General features: G+C 62.1%; 20 protein-coding genes. 16 read left to right on the forward strand and 4 right to left on the reverse strand.

What is annotated here, in order from left to right; all coding sequences use genetic code 11:
- Positions 1–4: 4 nt before the first annotated feature.
- Complete coding sequence (locus tag P3T17_RS13240) at positions 5–466, forward strand: MarR family winged helix-turn-helix transcriptional regulator (protein ID WP_074263348.1); 462 nt, start codon at positions 5–7, stop codon at positions 464–466.
- Here P3T17_RS13240 and P3T17_RS13245 read toward each other — a convergent pair.
- The gene (locus P3T17_RS13245) at positions 433–1,710 is read right to left on the reverse strand and encodes an amino acid deaminase (RefSeq protein ID WP_429407108.1); all 1,278 of its coding nucleotides are present in this window, start codon (positions 1,708–1,710) and stop codon (positions 433–435) included. The genes P3T17_RS13240 and P3T17_RS13245 overlap by 34 nt on opposite strands.
- 173 nt (positions 1,711–1,883) lie before the next feature.
- On the opposite strand from P3T17_RS13245, the gene P3T17_RS13250 reads away from it, so the two are divergent.
- The 3 genes from P3T17_RS13250 (at position 1,884) to P3T17_RS13260 (ending at position 4,726) form a co-directional block, all read left to right on the forward strand.
- Positions 1,884–2,774, forward strand: a complete 891-nt coding sequence (locus P3T17_RS13250) for a MurR/RpiR family transcriptional regulator (RefSeq protein ID WP_429407110.1) — start codon at positions 1,884–1,886, stop codon at positions 2,772–2,774.
- Between the two features lie 3 nt (positions 2,775–2,777).
- The gene (locus P3T17_RS13255; RefSeq protein WP_429407112.1) at positions 2,778–4,259 is read left to right on the forward strand and encodes an N-acyl-D-amino-acid deacylase family protein; all 1,482 of its coding nucleotides are present in this window, start codon (positions 2,778–2,780) and stop codon (positions 4,257–4,259) included.
- Positions 4,260–4,342: 83 nt separating this feature from the next.
- A complete protein-coding gene (locus P3T17_RS13260) occupies positions 4,343–4,726 on the forward strand; it encodes a RidA family protein (protein ID WP_429407114.1) in 384 nt (127 codons plus the stop codon).
- Between the two features lie 813 nt (positions 4,727–5,539).
- On the opposite strand, the gene queF is transcribed toward P3T17_RS13260, so the two are convergent.
- Genes queF through ilvA form a run of 3 tightly spaced genes read right to left on the reverse strand, consistent with a single transcriptional unit; the run spans position 5,540 to position 8,820 of the window.
- Complete coding sequence (queF, locus tag P3T17_RS13265) at positions 5,540–6,364, reverse strand: NADPH-dependent 7-cyano-7-deazaguanine reductase QueF (protein WP_429407115.1); 825 nt, start codon at positions 6,362–6,364, stop codon at positions 5,540–5,542.
- Positions 6,361–7,278, reverse strand: a complete 918-nt coding sequence (locus tag P3T17_RS13270; RefSeq protein WP_429407117.1) for a 5'-nucleotidase — start codon at positions 7,276–7,278, stop codon at positions 6,361–6,363. The genes queF and P3T17_RS13270 overlap by 4 nt, the downstream gene beginning before the upstream one ends.
- Before the next feature lie 18 nt (positions 7,279–7,296).
- Positions 7,297–8,820, reverse strand: a complete 1,524-nt coding sequence (gene ilvA, locus P3T17_RS13275; protein ID WP_074263355.1) for a threonine ammonia-lyase, biosynthetic — start codon at positions 8,818–8,820, stop codon at positions 7,297–7,299.
- Between the two features lie 521 nt (positions 8,821–9,341).
- On the opposite strand from ilvA, the gene P3T17_RS13280 reads away from it, so the two are divergent.
- From P3T17_RS13280 to nudB, 12 genes are all read left to right on the forward strand, one after another.
- Complete coding sequence (locus P3T17_RS13280; protein WP_429407119.1) at positions 9,342–13,436, forward strand: DUF3683 domain-containing protein; 4,095 nt, start codon at positions 9,342–9,344, stop codon at positions 13,434–13,436.
- A 34-nt stretch (positions 13,437–13,470) separates the two neighbouring features.
- Entirely contained in the window at positions 13,471–13,899 is a 429-nt protein-coding gene (locus tag P3T17_RS13285) for an HIT family protein (protein WP_074263357.1), read from the forward strand.
- 7 nt (positions 13,900–13,906) lie between these two features.
- Positions 13,907–14,320 carry a gamma-butyrobetaine hydroxylase-like domain-containing protein gene (locus tag P3T17_RS13290; RefSeq protein WP_429407120.1) on the forward strand — a complete coding sequence of 138 codons (414 nt, stop codon included), beginning with the start codon at positions 13,907–13,909 and terminating at the stop codon, positions 14,318–14,320.
- Between the two features lie 66 nt (positions 14,321–14,386).
- On the forward strand, positions 14,387–15,118 hold the full coding sequence (gene ubiE / locus P3T17_RS13295) for a bifunctional demethylmenaquinone methyltransferase/2-methoxy-6-polyprenyl-1,4-benzoquinol methylase UbiE (RefSeq protein WP_074263359.1): 732 nt from the start codon (positions 14,387–14,389) through the stop codon (positions 15,116–15,118).
- 37 nt (positions 15,119–15,155) lie between these two features.
- Positions 15,156–16,178, forward strand: coding sequence for a Tim44 domain-containing protein (locus tag P3T17_RS13300; RefSeq protein ID WP_429407122.1), 1,023 nt, complete (start codon positions 15,156–15,158; stop codon positions 16,176–16,178).
- 113 nt (positions 16,179–16,291) lie between these two features.
- Positions 16,292–16,936, forward strand: coding sequence for a ubiquinone biosynthesis accessory factor UbiJ (locus P3T17_RS13305; RefSeq protein WP_429407124.1), 645 nt, complete (start codon positions 16,292–16,294; stop codon positions 16,934–16,936).
- A gap of 15 nt (positions 16,937–16,951) precedes the next feature.
- Complete coding sequence (ubiB, locus tag P3T17_RS13310) at positions 16,952–18,529, forward strand: ubiquinone biosynthesis regulatory protein kinase UbiB (RefSeq protein WP_429407126.1); 1,578 nt, start codon at positions 16,952–16,954, stop codon at positions 18,527–18,529.
- Positions 18,519–19,160 (forward strand): hypothetical protein, encoded by a 642-nt coding sequence (locus P3T17_RS13315; RefSeq protein WP_074263363.1) that lies wholly within the window; start codon positions 18,519–18,521, stop codon positions 19,158–19,160. Before ubiB ends, P3T17_RS13315 begins: the two co-directional genes overlap by 11 nt.
- Before the next feature lie 138 nt (positions 19,161–19,298).
- Positions 19,299–19,676: an FmdB family zinc ribbon protein gene (locus P3T17_RS13320; RefSeq protein ID WP_429407128.1), complete on the forward strand. Its 378-nt coding sequence runs from the start codon at positions 19,299–19,301 to the stop codon at positions 19,674–19,676.
- A 74-nt stretch (positions 19,677–19,750) separates the two neighbouring features.
- Complete coding sequence (locus P3T17_RS13325) at positions 19,751–20,407, forward strand: DUF502 domain-containing protein (RefSeq protein WP_074263365.1); 657 nt, start codon at positions 19,751–19,753, stop codon at positions 20,405–20,407.
- 71 nt (positions 20,408–20,478) lie between these two features.
- Positions 20,479–22,278: an aspartate--tRNA ligase gene (aspS, locus tag P3T17_RS13330; protein ID WP_074263366.1), complete on the forward strand. Its 1,800-nt coding sequence runs from the start codon at positions 20,479–20,481 to the stop codon at positions 22,276–22,278.
- A gap of 188 nt (positions 22,279–22,466) precedes the next feature.
- On the forward strand, positions 22,467–22,943 hold the full coding sequence (gene nudB / locus P3T17_RS13335; protein WP_429407130.1) for a dihydroneopterin triphosphate diphosphatase: 477 nt from the start codon (positions 22,467–22,469) through the stop codon (positions 22,941–22,943).
- Positions 22,944–22,971: the final 28 nt, after the last annotated feature.

Below are 22,971 nucleotides of genomic sequence, written 5' to 3' on the forward strand. Positions count from 1 at the left end.
CACCATGGAACAACAGGATCGCGTCGCCATCGTTCAGCAGTTCGGCCGCACCTATCGGGCGTTCATGTCGGCGTTCGAGGGGCAGGTGGGACATCCCATGCCGCGCTGGCGGGTGATGCTGGCGTTGCACGACCAAGGTGGTGAGTCGTCGCAGAAGCGTCTTGTCGAGCGGCTGCGCATCGACCCCGGCGCCTTGACACGGCAGCTAAAAGCGCTCGAGGTGCTCGGCTGGATTTCGCGCAGCATGGACGAGCGCGATAACCGCATCACCAACGTGCGACTCACGGAAGCCGGGACAGCGGCCACTGAGGAGGCGCTGCCACGCCGTACCGCGTTCCTCAACGACACGATGGCCGCGCTGCCGGACGACGCGCTCGCGGCGCTGTCCGGTGCGTTGCGAATGCTTGAAGTGAGGATCGGGGAAGTGGTCGCTCAGAAGAACGTTTCGATCACTTCCGTGACCTGATACGAAGGATTGACCACCAGCAGCTGACGCCATTTATCGAACGTCAGACACGGGTGCGAGATGTCGAACGCGATCATGTCGCCGACCTTCAGGTCCGCGCCTGCGGGGATCCGCAGATAGGCGTGCTGATCCATCATGCCGAAGATTTCCCATCCCTCGCCGGCCGCGATTTCGCGCGGCGCCTCAGTGCCTGGGCGATAGTGTTTGGCGGGTTCCGGCATGCCGGCGTCGAATGCTGAATCGCGCTTGCCGAGACCGATGATGGCGCGATCCGGCTCTGGAATCGACTGCACGTAGGCCCACAGCTGCAGCGCCGGCAATAGCCCTTCCCCCATCTTTTTGGCGACCGGATTACGAGCAAAGATATCCGTCTGCGCTTTCCGGTAGACGCCAACGTCGTGCGTCAGATAGCAGCCCGGCCGCAACACCACTTCGACCTGGCCATCCGCCGATGCCTTCACGAACTCTTCCGCGACCACGTCGTACCATGCCGAGCCCGCGCCGGACAAAATAGCCGGCGTGCGCGCAAAGCGTCCTTCGTCGACCAGCGTGCGCGTGATGGCGACTGCGCCTTGCAGAAACTCGCGGACTTCGTGTTCTTCCTTCAATACGCCTTCGTACAACTCCACACCAGCGAGCTTGAGCGCATCTGGATAGCGCGCGATTGCGTCCAGCACGGCGGTGCGTTGCGCTTCGTCGCGCACGCCGGTGCGGCCGCCCGGCACACCGAGTTCAAGCAGCACGTTCAGCGATTTGCGCACCGAGCCGAAGAATTTGCCGAGCTGCTCGACACCATCCACCGAATCCACGAGACAGAAGAATTCGAACTCCGGATCGCTGAGCAACTCGGCGATCATCAGCATGTTGCGGCGGCCGACCAGTTGATTGGCCATCAGAATGCGCGACACGCCGCCGTGATACGCGGCCCGCACCTGGTGCGCGGTAGCGAGCGTGATGCCCCATGCGCCGGTTTCAAGCTGACGTCGAAACAGTTGCGGCGCCATGGTGGTCTTGCCGTGCGGCGCGAGCTTGACGCCGTATTCGGCGACGAACGCCTGCATCCATTTCAGGTTGTGCTCGATACGATCCGCGTAGAGCACGGCAGCCGGCAGGCTCACGTCTTCGTTCAGCAGATTCCATTCAAGGCGCGCCGCGTCCAGCAGCTGGATACTGGTGCCTGGAACCATGCCCAAGCCCTTGCTATAAGGATCAATCGTTGCGCCCTGATAGTTTGTAACTTTCATGTAATCCTGCTCCATCGTCCAGATAAATCACAGCGAAGTTGACTTTCACATGTTACCGAAAGTAGCATGTTTCCTGAAATGTTATTTAGTACCACGGCATGAACGCCTGCTGATACAAGTTGCCGTAGGCGGTGTCGCGCGTTGCAACGGTCCTTCCGATCTTTCCGGTTTCCATGAATTCCAGCGCTGAACCGCTTACTTTCGACATCGTCGCCCGCATCGCCGAATGCGCGCCGGAACTGCGTTCGGCCGAGCGCAAGGTGGCCGCGCTGATCCTCGACGACCTGACCGGCGCATCGCGCGCGAGCATTGGTGCGCTGGCGCAGCAGGCCGGCGTCAGCGTTGCCACCGTCACGCGCTTTGCCAAGGCGGTGGGTTGCCGCGACGTCCGCGAACTGAAGTTGCGGCTTGCCCAGGCGGCGGCGGTGGGGCAGCGTTTTCTGCAAGGCAACACCGCAGCCGATGCGCCCGAGCCGCTCGCGACACGCGTATTCGACGAAGTGCAGACCGCGCTCACGCACAACCACCAGTTGCTGTGCCAGGCACCCTTAGCCGAAGCGGCCGCCGCGTTGCGCGAGGCGCGCATGATCTACGTGTTCGGCATGGGCGGCGGTTCAACCGCGCTCGCCGATGAAATGCGGTTCCGTCTGGTGCGCCTCGGCCGACCCGTGGCAACTTACCAGGATGGCTTGCTGCAACGGATGGTGGCGAGTACGGTATCGCGCGAATGTGTCGTGATTGCGTTGTCGACCACGGGCCGCGTGCCCGAGATGGTGGAGAACTGCCGCATCGCGCGCAGTTACGGCGCGACATTGATTACGCTGACCGCACCCGCGTCGCCGCTGGCGCGGCTGGCGGACTGGGTGATCCCGATCGTCGCGTTCGAAACCGATTTCATTTACAAGCCATCGTCATCCCGATACGCAATGATGATGGCGCTTGACGTGCTCGTCACCGAACTCGCCGTTAGTCAGGGCGATGAGAGCCGCGAATTGCTGCGCCGCATGAAGCACGCGCTCGACGCGCACCGCGGCGGCGGCGACCGACAACCGTTAGGAGACTGACCCATGCATTCGCATCCTGAAGCGGCGGATACGCTGATCATCGACGCTCAACTGTACGACGGCACGGGCGCTCCGCCGGTCGAACGCGACGTGGCGGTGCGCGACGGCAAGATTGTGGCGATCGGCAACCTGTCGAACTGGCTGGCCGAAGAGATCATCGAAGCGAACGGTCGGGCGCTGGCGCCGGGCTTTATCGATGTCCACACGCACGACGACACTCACGTGATCCGCGCGCCGCAGATGCTGCCGAAGATCAGCCAGGGGGTGACGACGGTGATCGTCGGCAACTGCGGTATTAGCGCGTCGCCGGTCGAGTTGAAAGGTGATCCACCGGATCCGATGAATCTGCTGGGCGCGCGGGACGCGTTCAACTATCCGACCTTCGCCGCGTACGTGGAAGCGGTGAACGCGGCGCGCCCGGCGGTGAATGTGGGGGCGCTGATCGGACACACTGCGCTGCGCAACAACCAGATGGACCGCCTCGACCGCGCGGCGAGCGCACAGGAAATCGAAGGCATGCGCGCGCAACTCGAGGAGGCGCTGAAACACGGCGCACTCGGCCTGAGTTCGGGGCTGGCATACGGCTCGGCATTCGCGGCGCCGCCGGAGGAAGTGATGGCGCTGGCCGAACCGCTGGCGGCGGCGGGCGCGCTGTACACGACGCATATGCGCTCGGAGTTCGACACGATTCTCGACGCGATGGAAGAGGCTTACCAGGTGGGCCGCCATGCACGCGTGCCGGTGGTGATTTCGCACCTGAAGTGCGCGGGGCCGTCGAACTGGGGGCGCAGCGCCGAGGTGCTGAAGTCATTGGAAGGCGCACGCCGCCTGCAGCCGATCGGCTGCGACTGCTACCCGTATAACCGCAGTTCGTCGACGCTGGACCTGAGGCAGGTGACAGGCGAGATCGACATCACGATTACGTGGTCGGAACCGCATCCGGAGATGGCGGGCAAGCTGGTGAAGGACATTGCAACGGAGTGGGGCGTGACGCAGCAGGAGGCGGGCAAGCGCCTGCAACCGGCGGGGGCGGTGTATCACAACATGTCGGAGGAGGACGTACGGCGCATCCTGTCGCATCCGGCATCGATGGTGGGTTCGGACGGCTTGCCGAACGATCCGTTGCCGCATCCACGCTTGTGGGGCGCCTTTCCTCGAGTGCTGGGGCACTACGTGCGGGATGCGGGATTGTTGCCGCTGGAGGAGGCGGTGCGCAAGATGACGAGTTTGTCGGCGCGGCGGTTTGGTTTGACGCAGCGAGGTGAGGTGCATATTGGCTACCACGCGGATCTGGTGTTGTTCGACCCGGCGCGGGTGCGGGATACGGCGACGTTCGACAAGCCGCTACAGCAGGCCGACGGGATTGACGCAGTTTGGGTGAATGGCGTCCTGTCGTATCGGGATGGTCAGCCGACCGGCGAGCGGGCGGGGCATTTTGTGGCGCGTGGTGAGGCATCGAAGGCGGACGCGCACGGCGCGTTTTGAGGGTTTGGTTTTTGGGTTTATTGATGCGGTGCGCTGTTGACGTTTGATCTGCGTGCCGCTGGATCTTATAGGGAGTGTTTGTGATGAAGCGATATGGCGTTGAGGGTGGCAAGGGGACTGGCGGGCAACATATGCCGTTCGCGCGTGCGGTTGAGGCGGATGGCTGGTTGTTTGTGTCGGGGCAGACGCCGATGGAGAATGGCGAGGTGATCGAAGGCGGGATTGTGGCGCAGTCGCACAAGGCGATTCAGAATGTTTTCGCCATTCTCAAAGAGGCCGGCTATGGCGCCGAGCATGTGGTTCGGTGTGGGGTTTGGTTGGATGATCCGCGGGATTTTGCTTCGTTTAATAAGGTGTTCCGGGAGTATTTCGGGGAGAATCCGCCAGCGCGGGCGTGTGTGGTTTCTAGTATGGTGATTGACTGTAAGGTTGAGGTTGATTGCGTTGCTTTTAAGGGGAAGGGTTAAGGGTTTGGTTTTTTGGGTTTTGCCTGCGCGGCGCTTTGGTGGTTGTTCTTGCTGCTTTGGCCTTTCCTTGCATTGTTATCGGTCTATTAGCGTTGCCCCTGTGCGGGGCGGCACTTACTTTCTTTGCCGCCGCAAAGAAAGTAAGCAAAGAAAGCGGGCTTCAAACCGCTAGCCTGTAGGTGTCCATCACTGGCATCAAGCCAAAGTGGTCCGCGCACGGGACCGCTCCTCGCACAGCTTGCATTAGTGACAAAGGACTCATCCGTTCCAGCGTCGCGCTGCGCGCCCCGCCGTCGGGCATAACGCCTTCTGCAAAGTCTGTAGGAAATCTAACTTTATTGGGCGTGAATTCGATTGGCCGGGATGTCAAAATCGGTTTGCGCGCGAGAGCAGAGAATTGAGTGCGCTCCGCGGCTCGCCTCGTCAAGCTGATGTAGTTTGTCAAGCATTGGACATACGGGTCGGCCATTATGCCGCGCAAGCCCGCTTTCCCAGGTATACCCATCCGCGACGCACGCAGTGCGGAGTGGGATGAATGAGTCCTTTGTCACTAACGCGGGTGGTGCGAGGGACGATTTCGTGCGCGGACCACTCTGTGTTCACGCGAGTGGTGGACACCTACAGGCTAGCGGTTGCAAGCCCGCTTTCTTTGCTTACTTTCTTTGCGGCGGCGACCCGAAGGTAGTCCCTGTGGGACAAAGAAAGTAAGTGCCGCCCCGCACAGGGGCATCGCTAATAGACCAATAACAACGCAAGGAAAGGCCAACACAACAAGAGCACCCGCCAAACCAAGGCGCCGCAGGCAAACCCGCATTACTGCCGCGCCGTGCGGCAATTATCCGGCATGGGCAAATTGAAGTTAGTCCGGAACGGATTAATATCAAGCCCCCCACGTCGCGTGTAGCGAGCATAAACGGCGAGTTTCAGCGGCTTGCAAACCTTAAGAACGTCAACAAAAATCCGCTCAACGCACTGCTCATGAAACCCGGTGTGATTCCGATACGAAACGATATACCGCAGGAGCCCAGCATGATCAATCTGCGGTCCAACGTAATGAATCTGCACACTCCCCCAATCAGGCTGCCCGGTAACGGGACAATTCGACTTGAGCAGATTAGAAAACACGGTCTCCTCAACAGGAGCCTCCTCAAGCGCAGCCTTGAGCAACGAAGGATCAGGATGATAAACATCAGTATCGAGATCCAACCGATCCAGCGGCGTACCTTCAAACTCATCCAGCTGCAACTTGCCAAAATCCATCGGCCCAGTCAGATGCACTGAAACCGTAGCGCCGCAGGCAGCAGAAACATCCCGCTTGATCGTATCCCGCACCGCCTCAAACGACTCAAACGAACTCTGCGCGAACGACCCCAGGTACAACTTGAACGACTTCGATTCGACAATATTCGGCGAATCCGCCGGCACATAAAAAGTCGCCACCGCAATCTGCGGCTTGCCGCGCCCATTCAGCCAGGAAAGCTCGTAAGCATTCCAGATGTCCGTCCCGAAGAACGGCAACTGCGCGCCAATGCCAATCGCCTCGCGCGCGGCCTTGCGCGCGATCGGAAAGAGCAGCGTCGCGTCGTACTGTTCGGTATAGGTGGCAGGTTTGCCCAGCGGTGATTGTTCGGGTGTCATGATGCGTTCACGATGCCACTCAGCACGTGCCCCGTCGCCGTCACGACGCGGGCCGATTCGCAGTGGCCAATTTGATCGTCGAAGAAAAAGTCCGGCTCGAACTCGCGCAAAAATGCGCTCTTGTCGAGACCGCCAAGGAACATCGCTTCGTCGATTTCGATGTTCCACGCCATCAGCGTACGGATCGCCCTTTCATGCGCCGGTGCCGAACGCGCCGTTACCAGCGCCGTCCGGATATGCATGGGTGCTGCCTGCGTTGGCGCAGCCTCGTCCGCCACATTCTGCAAACGGTGCAGCGCCTCCAGCAACGGCTTGAGCGGCCCGTCGGCCAACGGTAGATCCTTGTTGTGGATCTCATGGCCCAAAAACGCCCGCAAGCCTTCCTGCTGAAATACGCGCTCGGCTTCGTCGGAAAACAGCACGGCGTCGCCGTCGAAGGCAATGCGGATTTCGTCCGGATACTTGCTCGCCATTTTCGCCGATTCCGGCAATACGCGCGCAGCCGGAAATCCCGCGGCCAGCGCGTCGCGCACGTCTTCCTGATTGGCGGACAGAAAGAGCGACGCATTCAGCGGCTTCAGATACCCAAACGGCGCACGTCCACGCGTAAAGACGCCGCGCTCGATCGCGAGGCCGTGTTCGCGGCACGAGTGAAAGGCACGCAGCCCGCTAATCGGATCGCTACGCGACAGGATCACCACCTCCACCCGGTGCGCGCCCGCGTTCAGCGCCAGCAGCTTGCGAATCAGCGGAAACGCCACGCCCGGTTTGGCGGGCACACTGAGCCGCTCACGCTGCAGCGTTTCGTAGCTGTGCAGGTCGCCTTCTTCGTACACGCGGTTCTCTTCTTCGAAGTCGAACAGCGCGCGCGATGAAATCGCGACCACCAGCTTGTCCTGAAGCGTGAATGCCATCGGCGAGGTCCTGTCAGCCTAGGCGAGGAACAACCGGTACACCGGGTTCGTCGTCTCTTCCCAGTACGGATAGCCGAGCGTCGCGAGGAAGCGGTCGAACTCGGGGTTTTCCGTGCCGGGCACCTGGATGCCAACGAGGATCGAGCTGTAATCCGCGCCCTGGTTCCGGTAATGGAACAGGCTGATATTCCAGTTCGGCGCCATCGACGACAGGAATTTCATCAACGCACCCGGCCGTTCCGGGAATTCGAAGCGGAACAGGCGCTCGTCATGCGCGAGCGGCGAACGGCCGCCCACCATGTAACGGATATGCTGCTTTGACAGTTCGTCGCTGGTCAGATCGACGGTGGCAAAGCCGTGCGCCTCGAAGGCGCCCGCGATCTGCGCCGACTCGCTGCGGTTCCTGATCTGCACGCCCACGAAGATATGCGCCGAACTCGCTTCGGCGATCCGGTAGTTGAATTCGGTGACGCTGCGCGTGCCGACCAGTTCGCAGAAACGCTTGAAGCTGCCGCGCTCTTCCGGGATCGTCACGGCGAACACCGCTTCGCGTGCCTCGCCGACCTCGGCGCGTTCGGCCACGAAACGCATCCGGTCGAAATTCATATTCGCGCCGGAGGTGATGGCGATCAGCGTCTGATCCTCGATGCCCTCGCGCTCCGCGTATTGTTTCGCACCTGCCACCGCCAGCGAGCCGGCGGGTTCCAGCACGCTACGCGTGTCCTGGAACACGTCCTTGATCGCCGCGCACAGGGCGTCGGTGTTCACGATCAGCACGTCGTCGAGGTATTCGCGGCACAGCCGGAACGTTTCCTCGCCCACCAGTTTCACGGCGGTGCCGTCGGAAAAGAGACCCACTTCATTCAGCGTGACACGCTCGCCGGCCTTCAGGGACTGTGCCATCGCACAGGAGTCGTCGGTCTGCACGCCGATCACCTTGATCTCCGGGCGCACCGACTTGACGTAAGCGGCAACCCCAGCCGCAAGACCACCGCCGCCGATCGGCACGAAGATCGCGTGAATGGGCCCTTGATGCTGGCTCAGGATCTCCATCGCCACCGTGCCCTGGCCGGCAATCACGTACGGATCGTCGAACGGATGCACGAACGTCAGGCCGCGCTCTTCCTGTAGCTTGGCGGCGTACGTATAGGCGTCGCTGTACGACTCGCCCACCTGCACGACTTCGACCGTGGGGCCGCCATGCGAGCGCACCGCGTCGACCTTCACCTGCGGGGTTGTCACTGGCACCACGATAATCGCCTTCACGCCCATGCGTGCCGCCGACAGCGCGACGCCCTGTGCGTGATTGCCCGCCGAAGCCGTAATCACACCGCGCTCCAGCGCTTCGGCCGGAATGTGCGCCATCTTGTTATATGCGCCACGTACCTTGAACGAGAACACCGGCTGGTTGTCTTCGCGCTTCAGGTAAATCGGGTTGCGCAGCCGTGCCGACAGATTCGGCGCATGTTCGAGTTCGGTCTCGTGGGCGACGTCATAGACGCGCGCGGTCAGGATTTTCTTCAGATAGTCGTGGGAAGCCATGCGGGTGGCGCGGTGCGCTGTGTGAGACGGGAAAGGTCAATGATAGCGCCAACGGCCCGCGCTCTGGCCTCGGCCGTATGGCCAACGCGCAGGAAAGATCCGGAAACACCACCCGCCCGACCGTTCGGTCGAAGAATTGTGGACTCACCAGTTTGAACATATTTCCTCGCCTGGTCGTGTAAAAGCCCTGCTAGAGCGTGATTCGAGCGTCAACGCGCGTGCGGATCATGCGGTAGAATTCGGTTTTGGAACAAGGATCGGAAGATGCACTGGCAGCCTCAGATCGCCCATTTGATGCCCGTCCCGCGTGGGTCCCGTCCCGCGGCGCAGAGGCACGTCTGTTGTGCGCGATCGTGTAGCTGCATCTGAGTGCCACGAAGCGGCCGGCGTGTATCGCCCGCCGGCAGGTGCTTCGGCCAACTAGAAGATTTCCAGAATTGCGCCCCACGCGCACCGTCAGCCAGCGCCTCCTCAATCGTCATTAGCGAGCGCGCCCAGTTGACCTACCGAGTCGTCCAAACATGAACGCACCTCAAGTATTCGATCCGCACGGAGCCGCCGCTGCGGTGGCCGCCGCCCCTGAAGCGCGTCTGCGCGAAATTCCCTATAACTACACCTCGTTTTCCGACCGTGAGATCGTTATCCGCCTGCTGGGTAACGAAGCGTGGGATGCGCTGGCCGAGTTGCGCGCCGAACGGCGCACCGGCCGCTCGGCACGCATGCTGTACGAAGTGCTCGGCGACATCTGGGTGGTCCGCCGCAATCCTTACCTGCAGGACGACCTGCTCGACAACCCCAAGCGCCGTGTGTTGCTGATCGAAGCGTTGCACCATCGGCTGTCGGAGATCGAGAAACGGCGTCGCGCCGATTTGACCGAGCACGGCGACGAAGCGGGGGTAGACCGCGCTGCACGCGTGGAAACGCTAGTGGTTGCAGCGCGCCGCGCCGTGGATGACTTCGCCAACGAGTTCGACAAGACCGCTGAGCTGCGCCGCCGTGCCACCAAGGTGCTGGGCCGCGTCACGCAGAAAGACAACATCAAGTTCGACGGGCTGTCACGCGTCTCGCATGTGACCGATGCGACCGACTGGCGCGTCGAATATCCGTTTGTCGTGCTGACGCCGGACACGGAAGTCGAGATCGCCGGCATGATCAAGGCCTGCTTCGAACTCGGTCTGACGGTGATTCCGCGAGGGGGCGGCACGGGTTACACGGGTGGGGCGGTGCCGCTCACGCCGTTCTCTGCGGTCATCAATACCGAAAAGCTCGAGCAACTCGACGCGGTCGAATTGACCGACCTGCCTGGCGTGCCGAACAAGGTCGCGACCATTTTCTCGGGCGCTGGTGTTGTCACGCGCCGCGTGACTGAAGCCGCCGAGCAGGCTGGTTACGTGTTCGCGGTTGATCCGACCTCGCTCGACGCCTCATGCATTGGCGGCAACGTCGCCATGAACGCAGGTGGCAAGAAGGCCGTGCTGTGGGGCACGGCGCTGGACAATCTCGCCTGGTGGCGCATGGTCGACCCGGAAGGCAACTGGCTCGAAGTCACGCGCCTTGACCACAACATGGGCAAGATCCATGACATCGAGGTGGCCCGCTTCGAACTGAAGTGGTTCGACGGCGAATACGCGCCCGGTGAAAAGCTGCTGCGCACCGAATCGCTCGACATCAAGGGCCGTGTGTTCCGCAAGGAAGGCCTCGGCAAGGACGTCACGGATAAATTCCTCGCCGGCCTGCCTGGCATCCAGAAGGAAGGATGCGACGGCCTGATCACGTCGGCGCGCTGGGTGCTGCACAAGATGCCGGCCCATACGCGCACCGTCTGCCTCGAATTCTTCGGCCAGGCGCGCGATGCGATTCCGAGCATCGTCGAAATCAAGGACTACCTGTTCGAAACATCGAAGCAGGGCGGTGCGATTCTCGCCGGCCTCGAGCACCTCGACGAACGCTATCTGCGCGCGGTCGGCTACGCGACCAAGAGCAAGCGCAACGCGTTTCCGAAGATGGTGCTGATCGGCGATATCGTCGGTAACGATGCGGATGCGGTGGCGCAAGCCACCTCGGAAGTCGTGCGCATGGCTAACGGCAAGAGCGGCGAAGGCTTCGTCGCGGTGAACGCCGAGGCGCGCAAGCGCTTCTGGCTCGACCGCAGCCGCACGGCCGCGATTGCGAAGCACACCAACGCGTTCAAGATCAACGAAGACGTGGTGATTCCGCTCAACCGCATGGGCGAGTACACGGACGGGATCGAACGCATCAACATCGAACTGTCGATCAAGAACAAGCTGCAACTGCTCGACGCGCTCGAAACGTTCTTCAAGGGCGGCAAGCTGCCGCTCGGCAAGAGCGACGATGCCAACGAGATTCCAAGCGCCGAACTGCTGGAAGACCGCGTGCAGCATGCGCTCGAGTTGCTCAAGCAGGTCCGCGCGCGCTGGGAATTTCTGCGCGACAAGCTCGATCTGTCGTTGCGCGAGGCGCAGCACTACATGGTTCAGCTCGGCTACGCGGGGCTCGCGGAGAAGTTCGCGGACCGGGTCGATGCGCAGCCTGGCGTGACGGTCTTCGACGTGACGCAAGACCGCACCGTGCGCGTGTCGTGGAAGCAGGAAGTTCGCGCGGAGTTGCGCCAGATCTTCAACGGCGGCGAATTCAAGCCGATTCTCGAAGAGGCACAGGCCATTCATAAGCGCGTATTGCGCGGCCGCGTGTTCGTCGCGCTGCACATGCACGCGGGCGACGGCAACGTGCACACGAACATCCCCGTCAACTCCGACAACTACGAGATGCTGCAGGACGCGCACACGGCCGTCGCGCGCATCATGAAGCTGGCGCGCTCGCTCGACGGCGTGATTTCGGGTGAGCACGGCATCGGCATTACCAAGCTCGAATTCCTGACCGAGGACGAGATCGGCGAATTCCGCAAGTACAAGCAGCGCGTCGATCCGCACGGCCGTTTCAATGCCGGCAAGCTGCTCGAAGGTGCGGATCTGCGCAATGCCTACACGCCGAGCTTCGGGCTGATGGGCTATGAGTCGCTGATCATGCAGCAGAGCGATATCGGCGCGATCTCCGAGTCGATCAAGGACTGCCTGCGTTGCGGCAAGTGCAAGCCGGTGTGCGCGACCCACGTGCCGCGCGCCAACCTGCTGTACAGCCCGCGCAACAAGATTCTCGCCACGTCGCTGCTGGTCGAGGCGTTCCTGTACGAAGAGCAGACGCGCCGCGGCGTATCCATCAAGCACTGGGACGAGTTCAACGACGTCGCCGATCACTGCACGGTCTGTCACAAATGCGTGACGCCGTGTCCGGTGAAGATCGACTTCGGCGATGTCACGATGAACATGCGCAACCTGCTGCGCAAGATGGGCAAGAAGAAGTTCAACGCGGGCAACGCGGCCGGCATGTTCTTCCTCAACGCCACCAATCCGCAGACCATTAACCTCGCGCGCGCCGCGATGATGGGCATCGGCTACAAGGCGCAGCGCCTCGGCAACGACGTGCTGAAGAAGTTCGCGAAGAAGCAGACGGCGCATCCGCCCGCTACCGTCGGCAAGCCGAAGGCGGTGGAGCAGGTGATCCACTTCATGAACAAGAAGATGCCGGGCAATCTGCCGAAGAAGACGGCGCGCGCGTTGCTGGACATCGAAGACAACAAGATCGTGCCGATCATCCGCAATCCGAAGACCACTACGGCGGATACGGAAGCGGTGTTCTATTTCCCGGGCTGCGGCTCCGAGCGTCTGTTCTCGCAGGTGGGCCTGGCGACCCAGGCCATGCTGTGGGAAGCGGGCGTGCAGACGGTGCTGCCGCCGGGTTATCTGTGCTGCGGTTATCCACAGCGCGGTTCGGGCCAGTTCGACAAGGCGGAGAAGATTGTCACGGATAACCGTGTGCTGTTCCACCGCGTCGCCAATACGCTGAACTACCTCGACATCAAGACGGTGGTGGTGTCGTGTGGCACGTGTTACGACCAGCTCGCCGGTTATGAATTCGAAAAGATTTTCCCCGGTTGCCGGATTATCGACATTCACGAATTCCTGCTCGAAAAGGGCATGAAGCTCGATGGCGTCAATGGCATGCGCTACATGTATCACGACCCATGCCACACGCCGATCAAGACGATGGACCCGGTCAAACTCGTCAATCAGTTGATGGGCTCGGAGAAGGACGGCTACAAGATCGAGAAGAACGATCGTTGCTGTGGCGAATCCGGCACACTCGCGGTGACGCGTCCGGACGTTTCGACGCAGGTCCGTTTCCGCAAGGAAGAGGAAATCCGCAAGGGCGCGGCCAAGCTGCGTGGCATTCCGCTGGTGGCGGAAGCTGGCGCCAATGGGATCAACCCGGCCAATGCTTCGGCCGGTGCAGCGGGCGCGCCGGATGGCTCGGTGCTCAAGGCCGGCGACGGTCCGACGCCGAACGGCGCCACCGAAATCAAGATCCTCACGAGCTGCCCGTCCTGCCTGCAAGGGCTGTCGCGATACAACGAGGACGCCAACATCGAGGCGGACTACATCGTCGTCGAGATGGCGCGCCACGTGCTGGGTGAAGACTGGATGGCCGATTACGTCCAGCGTGCGAACAATGGCGGAATCGAGCGCGTGCTGGTTTAATGGCACGACTGACGATTTCCGCTTGAGGACGACGATGGACTGTGTATTTTGCCGTGAAGATGGCGGCGACGTGCTGTGGCAGGACGATACGATGCGTGTCGTCCTTGCCGACGAACACGATTACCCGGGCTTCTGCCGGGTGATCTGGAACAAGCACGTTGCCGAGTTTTCGGATCTTGCCGAGAGTGATCGCGACCGTGTGATGCGCGCGGTGTATGCGGTCGAACGCGCCATGCGGCGCATCCTGCAACCGGTCAAGGTGAATCTGGCGAGCCTCGGCAACCAGGTGCCGCACGTGCACTGGCACGTGATTCCGCGTTTCTCTAACGACGCCCATTTCCCACTGCCGATCTGGGCGCCGCGCCAGCGCACGGTGTCGGAGGCGCTGCTGTCGTCACGCCGGGCGCAGGCGACGTTGCTGCGCGATGCGGTGCGGCAGGAAATCGAACAAGCTTTGGCCTGAGGTCAACATGAGTGGACTGACTCGCGACACACCGGTGCCAACCGGCGTGGTGGTACACGCCAAATCGCACGCGCTCGAACTGCAATACGCAAACGGCGAATCGTTCCGCGTGCCGTTCGAACTGCTGCGGGTGTACTCGCCCTCGGCGGAAGTGCGTGGCCACGGGCCGGGGCAGGAGACGCTGCAGACCGGCAAGCGCGAGGTGACGATCACCTCCATTGAGGGCGTGGGCAACTACGCCTTGCAGCCGACCTTCTCGGATGGCCACTCTACCGGGCTCTATTCGTGGGATCTGCTGTATGACATCGCCACCCGCCAGGATGAACTCTGGCGCGAATATCTCGACAAACTGAAAGCGGCCGGTGTCGACCGCGACGCGCCGATGGCGTCAGCCAGCGCCCCGCACGGTCATTGTCACTGATACGATTCGGCCTGACGCCACTCTGATGCGGCGCAACATTCAAAAATACGCGAAAGGACGAACGCGATGAGCAAAACCCACTTCGGCTTTCAGACGGTAGACGAACAGGAAAAAGCGCAGAAGGTGGCCGGCGTGTTCCACTCTGTCGCCTCCAACTATGACCTGATGAACGACCTGATGTCGGGCGGTCTGCACCGGGCGTGGAAGATGTTCACGATTGCCCAGGCGAACGTCCGGCCGGGCTATAAGGTGCTGGATATCGCCGGCGGCACGGGTGACCTGTCCAAGGAATTCGCCAAAAAGGCGGGGCCGACCGGCGAGGTCTGGCACACGGACATCAATGAATCGATGCTGCGCGTGGGCCGCGACCGCCTGCTCGATAAAGGCATCGTGACGCCGGCGCTGTTGTGCGACGCGGAAAAAATCCCCTTTCCAGACAACTACTTCGACGTGGTGACGGTAGCGTTCGGCTTGCGCAACATGACCCACAAGGACATCGCGCTGGCAGAAATGCGCCGCGTGCTGAAGCCGGCTGGCCGTCTGCTGGTGCTCGAATTCTCGAAGGTGTGGGATCCGCTGAAAAAAGTCTACGACGTCTATTCGTTCAAGGTGCTGCCGTGGCTCGGCGACCGCTTTGCGAAAGACGCGGAGAGCTACCGCTACCTGGCGGAATCGATCCGGATGCACCCGGACCAGGAAACTTTAAAGACGATGATGGAACAAGCTGGCCTCGACGGCGTCAAATATTACAATCTGTCAGCTGGTGTGGTAGCTTTACACGTGGGGACCAAATACTAGGGTCCCTAACCCATCGTTTTTAAAGGAAATTCCCATCATGTCCGATTCGCGTTTGTTATCTTCCCGTAATGTTAAGGGGTCGCTGGCGAGGAGAATCGGGCTGGCAGTGATGGTCGGTCTGATCGCGTTCGCCACCGTTGCCTCGCTCGACGCCGAGGCGCGGCGCCTGGGTGGCGGGCGCAGCATCGGCCGTCAGCAGTCGAGCGCGATGCAGCGGCAAACCACGCCGCCGGCCCAATCTCCGCAGCAGGCACAGCAATCGGCACAAGCTGCCCAGGCGCAGCGCGCGCAACCGGCGCCGACGCCGGCCGCCGCACCTAACCGCTCGCGCTGGCTCGGGCCGATTGCGGGTCTGGCCGCTGGCCTCGGTATCGCCGCGCTGCTTTCGCACTTCGGGATGGGTGAGGCGTTTGCCGGCGCCATGGCCAATATGCTCGTGATAGCCGCCATCGCGATGCTGGCTGTCTGGCTGATTCGCCGTTTTGTGGCCCGCAAGCGCGATGCCGCAGCACCTGCCTATGCGGGCACCGCGCCCAGTTTGAACGCTGGACGTAACGGCTACTCGCAGGAGCCGAGCTTCACCGAGGCACCGTCGGCGCAAAACGGCTTTTACCGCGAGCCGCAGGTCAATGCCGCTTCGGCTACGCTCGCGATGCCTGTCGTTCCCGCCGGTTTCGACTCGCAAGCGTTTGTCCGCAATGCGAAGGTCTACTTCGTGCGCTTGCAGGCCGCGTGGGACGTGGGCAACATCGCCGATATCCGCGAATTCACGACGCCCGAAATGTTCGCCGAAGTGAAGATCGACCTCGATTCACGCGGGTCAGAGCCCACTCTGACTGACGTGGTGCAGTTGAACGCCGAGTTGCTGGGTGTCGAAGACCGCGGCAGTGAATATCTGGCCAGCGTGCGCTTCTCCGGCCTGATCCGCGAGAACTCGGGCGCGCCGGCCGAGCCGTTCGTGGAAATCTGGAACCTGTCGAAGTCGAGCCGCGCAGGGGAAGGGTGGTTGCTCGCCGGTATCCAGCAGGCGGGGATCGGTCAGGCCACCTCCGCGCATTGACGTGACGCGTTGCGCATTGGCTGTTCGGCCGACTAAGCCGCGAAGCGAACGGACGTTACAATAGGAACCCGCGCGGGCACATCGCCCGCGCGGGTTTTTTCTTGCCACTCTCAATGACCCTCGCCGCCAAGCCCTTCGCTGCTGCCGTCAATCACCTGCTCGCCCGCGAATCGTGGGCCCGCGAGCGCCTCGCCCCCTATGCCGGCAAGACCGCCCGGCTGAGCTGTCCGCCGGTCATTCTGATGCTGCTCGTCCAGCCTGACGGCTATCTGGCCGCGGTCGACGAAACGCAAACGCAGCAGTTCGACGTCACCATCTCGGTGCCGCCCGAGGCGCTGCCGGCCTTTGTACAGGGCGGTCAGGCGGCGGTGATGAAGCATGTGAAGATCGAAGGCGACGCGGAATTCGCCACGGTGATCGCGAAGCTGGCCGAGCATCTGCGTTGGGAACCGGAGGAAGACCTGGCGCGGCTGATCGGCGACGGTCCGGCCTGGCGGGTCGCCTCGGTGGCGCGCTCGGTCGGTGAGCATGCGCGCCGCACCGGGCGCAATCTGCTCGACTCGGTGGCCGAATATCTGCTCGATGAGAATCCGCAACTAGTGCGCCGCGCCGCGCTTGACGACTTCAATGCCGACCTCGCCAGCGCCCGCGATGCGCTGGCACGCGTCGAAAAACGTCTCGAGCGTCTTGAAAAGAAGGTCGAAGCCCGCGGCGCCAATGCGCCGGGCGGCGCCGCCACGTCGCGCGGCACGCGCTAGTCACCGGGCTCAACCATGCGTTTTCTGCGTTTCCTCAAAATTTTCTTTACGGTTATCCGCTTCGGTCTCGATGAGATGATGCTCAGCCGTATCAACGATCGCCGTGTGCGGTTGTTGCTGCGCATCACCACGATCGGCCGTAAGTTCGACCAGCCGCCAGGCGTGCGGCTGCGTCTCGCGCTCGAAAGCCTCGGGCCGATTTTCGTGAAGTTCGGCCAGGTGTTGTCGACCCGGCGCGACCTGCTGCCTGTCGATATCGCTAACGAGTTGGCCAAGCTGCAGGACCAGGTGCCGCCGTTCCCGTCCGAGGTGGCAATCGGGCTCGTCGAGAAGTCGCTGGGGGCGCCGGTCGACGTGCTGTTCGACGATTTCGAGCGGGTGCCGGTGGCGAGCGCGTCGATCGCGCAGGTGCACTTTGCCAAGGTGAAAGCCGGCCAACATGCAGGCAAGGCCGTGGCGGTGAAGGTGCTGCGCCCGAACATGCTGCCGGTGATCGACTCGGATCTTGCGTTGCTTCGCGATATCGCCGTATGGGCCGAACGCCTGTGGGCCGACGGCAAGCGTCTGAAGCCGCGTGAGGTCGTCGCCGAATTCGACAAATACCTGCACGATGAGCTCGACCTGATGCGCGAGGCCGCTAACGGCAGCCAGTTGCGTCGCAATTTCGCGGGACTCGATCTGCTGCTGGTGCCGGAGATGTACTGGGAGTTCTGCACACCCACCGTGCTGGTGATGGAGCGCATGGTCGGTGTGCCGATCAGTCAGGTGGAAACCCTGCGCGCCGCGGGCGTGGACATCCCGAAGCTGGCTCGCGAAGGCGTCGAAATCTTTTTCACGCAGGTGTTCCGCGACGGCTTTTTCCATGCGGACATGCACCCCGGCAATATCCAGGTCAGTCTCGATCCGGCGCACTTTGGACGCTATATCGCGCTGGACTTTGGCATCATCGGCGCGCTGTCGGACTTCGACAAGAACTACCTCGCGCAGAACTTCCTTGCGTTCTTCAAGCGCGACTACCACCGGGTCGCCACGCTTCACCTCGAGTCGGGCTGGGTGCCACCCACCACGCGCGTCGAGGAACTCGAAAGCGCAATTCGTGCAGTCTGCGAACCGTACTTCGACCGCGCGCTGAAGGACATTTCGCTGGGTCAGGTGCTGATGCGCCTGTTCTCCACGTCGCGCCGTTTCAACGTCGAGATCCAGCCGCAGCTCGTCCTGTTGCAGAAGACGATGCTGAACGTCGAAGGCCTCGGGCGTTCGCTCGATCCCGAACTCGATTTGTGGAAGACGGCCAAGCCGTATCTCGAACGCTGGATGAACGAGCAGATCGGCCTGCGTGGCTGGCTCGAGCGTTTGAAGATCGAAGCGCCGCAGTGGAGCAAAACGTTGCCGCAACTACCGCGGCTGATCCACCACGTGCTGGCGGAACGTCACGACAACCAGCGCGGCCCGGGCGACGACACGATTCGCCAGATCCTGCTCGAGCAGAAGCGCACCAACCGGCTGTTGCAAGGCTTGCTTCTGTTCGGTATTGCGGTCGGCATTGGCGCGGTGGTGGCGCGGGCCTGGCTCGCACTAGTTTATGGTGGATAAAGTGGATCCGTTGAATCCAGCAGGCCCCGACTTCGCCACCCGCGATCCGAACTCGCCGGCATTCTGGGATGAACGCTTTGAACGCGGCTTTACGCCTTGGGACCAGGCGGGCGTGCAGGCGGCGTTTCAGACCTTCGCGACGCGCCATCCCGAAGCCGCAGTGCTGATTCCCGGTTGCGGCAGCGCATGGGAGGCGCTCTGGCTGGCCCGTCAGGGTCGCCGGGTGCAGGCGATCGATTTCTCGTCGGCTGCGGTGGCGACTGCGCGCTCGCAGCTAGGCGCATACGCAAACGTCGTCGATCAGGCCGATTTCTTCTCCTGGCAGCCGCCCTTCACCCCAGGCTGGATGTATGAACGCGCATTTCTGTGCGCGTTGCCGAAGGACCGCCGCGCAGATTATGCGCAGCGCATGGCCGAACTTCTGCCGGCGCAGACTCTGCTGGCCGGCTTCTTCTTTCTGGGCGCGACCCCGAAAGGGCCACCGTTCGGAATCGAGCGCGCCGAACTCGACGCCTTGCTGAATCCGCATTTCGAACTGATCGAAGACGAGCCCGTCAGCGACTCGATGCCGGTGTTCGCCGGCCGCGAGCGCTGGCTCACCTGGCGCCGCCGCGCCTCGACGAGGACTTGATCCCACGCTGGGCGCCCCAATATGTGCCCGCGGTGGCTGCGTCGGTCGCCCACTCCTGAAAACCGGGGGTGGGAGATTGTTTGCGGCTATAATTCAAGGCTTTGCAAGCGTTTGCCAGATTAATGTAGGGAAAAGATCATGCCGATCTACGCGTATCGCTGCGAATCATGCGGCTTCGGGAAGGACGTGCTTCAGAAGATGAGCGACGCCCCGTTGACGAACTGCCCCGAGTGCGGAAAAGACACATTCCGCAAGCAGGTGACCGCAGCCGGGTTTCAATTGAAGGGTTCGGGCTGGTATGTAACCGATTTCCGCGGCGGCAATGGCGCGAAGAGCGCGGCGGCGCCGAGTGGCGCGAGCGGCGACAAGGAAGCCGCGCCCGTGAAGTCCGAGGGCGGCTCCGCCGACACCGGTTCGTCGGGCGGCTCGACCGAAAGCGCTACCAGCGCCGCAACACCTGCAGCGCCGGCGGCCGCACCGGCTAGCACCAGCGGCAACGGCTCCGGCAGCGCCTAGCTAGCGTTGCCGCCTCGACGAGGCGGCGCACTCGCCACAACCGGCCCGGCCGGCGTGGCTTTCTGGCGATACACATGACGACGAAAAAAGCGACGCTCAAATCGGTGTTCCTGACCGGCCTGCTGGTGCTGGTGCCGTTGGCCATCACGTTGTGGGTGCTCGGTCTGATTATCGGCACGATGGATCAGACGCTGCTGTTGCTGCCGGAGTCGTGGCAGCCGGAGCGCGCGCTCGGCTTCCGTCTGCCCGGCCTGGGCGCAGTGCTGACGCTGGCGTTCATCTTCATCGTTGGACTGTTGACGCAGAACTTCATCGGGCAGAAGCTCGTGAAGTGGTGGGAGTTGCTGGTCGGCCATATTCCGGTGGTCGGGCCGATCTACACGAGCGTCAAACAGGTGTCCGATACGTTGCTCTCCAGCAGCGGCAATGCGTTTCGCAAGGCCCTGCTCATCGAGTATCCGCGCAAGGGCTCCTATACGATCGCGTTCCTGACCGGGATTCCGGGCGGGGACGTGCTCAACCACCTGAAGGAAGATCACGTCAGCGTGTACGTGCCGACTACGCCGAACCCGACGTCCGGCTTCTTCCTGATGGTGCCGAAGAGCGAAGTGGTCGAACTTGATATGACGGTCGACGCTGCGCTCAAGTACATTGTCTCGATGGGCGTGGTGGCGCCATCCGCGCCACCGGCGCAGCAGGTGCGCCGCTCCACCATCGAACCGCCGATGTAATGCCGGCGCGCATTGTTTCAGTTTCATGAGCTGCGCGCCGTTCAACTAATGCAAAACGAAAGACAAACATCATGTCGATGCGATCTGAATACTGCGGTCTGGTGACCGAAGAACTGCTGGGCCAAACCGTGTCGCTGTGTGGCTGGGTGAGCCGTCGCCGTGACCACGGCGGCGTTATCTTCATCGACCTGCGCGACCGCGAAGGCCTCGTTCAGGTCGTGTGCGACCCCGATCGCGCGGAGATGTTCAAGACCGCTGAAGGCGTGCGCAACGAGTTCTGCGTGCAGATCAAGGGCGTCGTGCGCAATCGTCCGGAAGGCACGACCAACGCTGGCCTGAAGAGCGGCAAGATCGAAGTGCTGTGCCACGAACTGAACGTGCTGAACGCGTCGGTCACGCCGCCGTTCCAGCTCGACGACGACAACCTGTCGGAAACCACGCGTCTCACGCATCGTGTGCTCGACCTGCGCCGTCCGCAGATGCAGCACAACCTGCGTCTGCGTTACCGTGTTTCGATCGAAGTACGCAAGTATCTGGACTCGCTGGGCTTCATCGACATCGAAACGCCGATGCTCACCAAGAGCACGCCCGAAGGCGCGCGCGACTATCTCGTGCCGTCGCGTACCAATGCCGGCCAGTTCTTTGCTCTACCGCAGTCGCCGCAGCTGTTCAAGCAGCTGCTGATGGTCGCTAACTTCGACCGCTACTACCAGATCGTCAAGTGCTTCCGCGACGAAGACCTGCGTGCCGACCGTCAGCCGGAATTCACGCAGATCGACTGTGAAACCTCGTTCCTCTCGGAACAGGAAATTCGCGACCTGTTCGAAGCGATGATCCGTCACGTCTTCAAGGTGACGATCGGCGTTGAACTGGACGAGAAATTCACGGTGATGCAGTACTCGGAAGCCATGCGCCGCTTCGGTTCGGACAAGCCGGACCTGCGCGTGAAGCTCGAATTCACCGACCTGACCGACGCGGTCAAGGACGTCGATTTCAAGGTGTTCAGCACGCCTGCCAACACCAAGGATGGCCGCGTTGCGGCGCTGCGCGTGCCGAAGGGCAGCGAGCTTTCGCGTGGCGATATCGACAGCTACACGGAATTCGTGCGCATCTACGGCGCGAAGGGTCTGGCCTGGGTCAAGGTTAACGAAGTCGCCAAGGGCCGCGACGGTCTGCAAAGCCCGATCGTCAAGAACCTGCACGATGAAGCCATCAAGGCCATCATCGAGCGTACCGGCGCGCAAGACGGCGACATCATTTTCTTCGCGGCGGATCGCGCGAAGGTCGTCAACGACAGCCTCGGCGCACTGCGTCTGAAGATCGGTCATTCCGAATTCGGCAAGGCCAACGGCCTCGTCGAAACCGGCTGGAAGCCGCTGTGGGTGGTGGACTTCCCGATGTTCGAATACGACGAAGAAGAAAACCGTTACGTCGCCGCGCATCACCCGTTCACGAGCCCGAAGGACGAGCACCTCGAGTATCTGGAAACGGATCCGGCCCGCTGCCTCGCCAAGGCCTATGACATGGTGTTGAACGGCTGGGAAATCGGCGGCGGTTCGGTGCGTATCCACCGCGAAGAAGTGCAGAGCAAGGTGTTCCGCGCGCTCAAGATCAATGCGGAAGAAGCACGCGCCAAGTTCGGCTTCCTGCTCGACGCGCTGCAATACGGCGCGCCGCCGCACGGTGGTATCGCGTTTGGTCTGGACCGCATCATCACGATGATGGCCGGCGCCGACTCGATCCGCGACGTAATCGCGTTCCCGAAGACGCAGCGCGCACAGGACCTGCTCACGCAGGCGCCGAGCGAAGTGGACGAGCGCCAGTTGCGCGAGTTGCACATCCGTCTGCGTCAGCCGGAAGCGAAGGCGTAAGGCTGCATGCTCGCTGTCTGAGCGGCTCATCCAGCGGTTCAATGGGCCGCGGTCAAGCAAACGAAAAAGGCGCGTCACGCGCCTTTTTCGTTTTTTGCGTTACAGTCGTAGCAACGGGTGAAACAATAGCCCAGATAAATCCGTCGACCGACATGTACCGCGCGCAGCACGCGCCTAGTCTTATCGCCATGCCGAAACCGCCGAAGATTCCCGAATCCGTACTTGTGGTGATCCATACGCCGGGGTTAGATGTGCTGCTCATCGAGCGTGCCGATCGCACGGGTTTCTGGCAATCGGTGACGGGCTCGAAAGACACGCTCGACGAGCCGCTTGCCTCGACCGCCATTCGCGAAGTGGCCGAGGAAACCGGTATCGTGATCGGCAGCTCCGCTGTGCCCCGCGAGGCGTTGTTGGACTGGCAGTATCAGATCGAGTACGAGATTTATCCGGTCTGGCGGCATCGTTACGCCGAGGGCGTGACGCACAACACCGAACACTGGTTCAGCCTCGAGGTGCCGCAGCGTTGCGAGGTGACGCTCGCGCCGCTCGAGCACACCGCGCACCTCTGGCTGCCGCATGAAGAAGCCGCGGAGCGCTGCTTCTCCTCGTCGAACGCCGACGCGATTTTGCAGTTGCCGCAGCGCCTGAAAAGGCGGCTCCGATGACGGCCGGCGGTTCGCGGCATTTCGAGCG

Source organism: Paraburkholderia sp. GAS82 (genome assembly GCF_050436285.1).
Classification (GTDB): Bacteria; Pseudomonadota; Gammaproteobacteria; order Burkholderiales; family Burkholderiaceae; genus Paraburkholderia; species Paraburkholderia phenazinium_B.

Coding starts and splice junctions, on each gene's coding strand:
- P3T17_RS13240 (WP_074263348.1), top strand. CDS start 5: ATGGAACAACAGGATCGCGTCGCCATCGTTCAGCAGTTCGGCCGCACC.
- P3T17_RS13245 (WP_429407108.1), bottom strand. CDS start 1,710: ATGAAAGTTACAAACTATCAGGGCGCAACGATTGATCCTTATAGCAAG.
- P3T17_RS13250 (WP_429407110.1), top strand. CDS start 1,884: ATGAATTCCAGCGCTGAACCGCTTACTTTCGACATCGTCGCCCGCATC.
- P3T17_RS13255 (WP_429407112.1), top strand. CDS start 2,778: ATGCATTCGCATCCTGAAGCGGCGGATACGCTGATCATCGACGCTCAA.
- P3T17_RS13260 (WP_429407114.1), top strand. CDS start 4,343: ATGAAGCGATATGGCGTTGAGGGTGGCAAGGGGACTGGCGGGCAACAT.
- queF (WP_429407115.1), bottom strand. CDS start 6,364: ATGACACCCGAACAATCACCGCTGGGCAAACCTGCCACCTATACCGAA.
- P3T17_RS13270 (WP_429407117.1), bottom strand. CDS start 7,278: ATGGCATTCACGCTTCAGGACAAGCTGGTGGTCGCGATTTCATCGCGC.
- ilvA (WP_074263355.1), bottom strand. CDS start 8,820: ATGGCTTCCCACGACTATCTGAAGAAAATCCTGACCGCGCGCGTCTAT.
- P3T17_RS13280 (WP_429407119.1), top strand. CDS start 9,342: ATGAACGCACCTCAAGTATTCGATCCGCACGGAGCCGCCGCTGCGGTG.
- P3T17_RS13285 (WP_074263357.1), top strand. CDS start 13,471: ATGGACTGTGTATTTTGCCGTGAAGATGGCGGCGACGTGCTGTGGCAG.
- P3T17_RS13290 (WP_429407120.1), top strand. CDS start 13,907: ATGAGTGGACTGACTCGCGACACACCGGTGCCAACCGGCGTGGTGGTA.
- ubiE (WP_074263359.1), top strand. CDS start 14,387: ATGAGCAAAACCCACTTCGGCTTTCAGACGGTAGACGAACAGGAAAAA.
- P3T17_RS13300 (WP_429407122.1), top strand. CDS start 15,156: ATGTCCGATTCGCGTTTGTTATCTTCCCGTAATGTTAAGGGGTCGCTG.
- P3T17_RS13305 (WP_429407124.1), top strand. CDS start 16,292: ATGACCCTCGCCGCCAAGCCCTTCGCTGCTGCCGTCAATCACCTGCTC.
- ubiB (WP_429407126.1), top strand. CDS start 16,952: ATGCGTTTTCTGCGTTTCCTCAAAATTTTCTTTACGGTTATCCGCTTC.
- P3T17_RS13315 (WP_074263363.1), top strand. CDS start 18,519: ATGGTGGATAAAGTGGATCCGTTGAATCCAGCAGGCCCCGACTTCGCC.
- P3T17_RS13320 (WP_429407128.1), top strand. CDS start 19,299: ATGCCGATCTACGCGTATCGCTGCGAATCATGCGGCTTCGGGAAGGAC.
- P3T17_RS13325 (WP_074263365.1), top strand. CDS start 19,751: ATGACGACGAAAAAAGCGACGCTCAAATCGGTGTTCCTGACCGGCCTG.
- aspS (WP_074263366.1), top strand. CDS start 20,479: ATGTCGATGCGATCTGAATACTGCGGTCTGGTGACCGAAGAACTGCTG.
- nudB (WP_429407130.1), top strand. CDS start 22,467: ATGCCGAAACCGCCGAAGATTCCCGAATCCGTACTTGTGGTGATCCAT.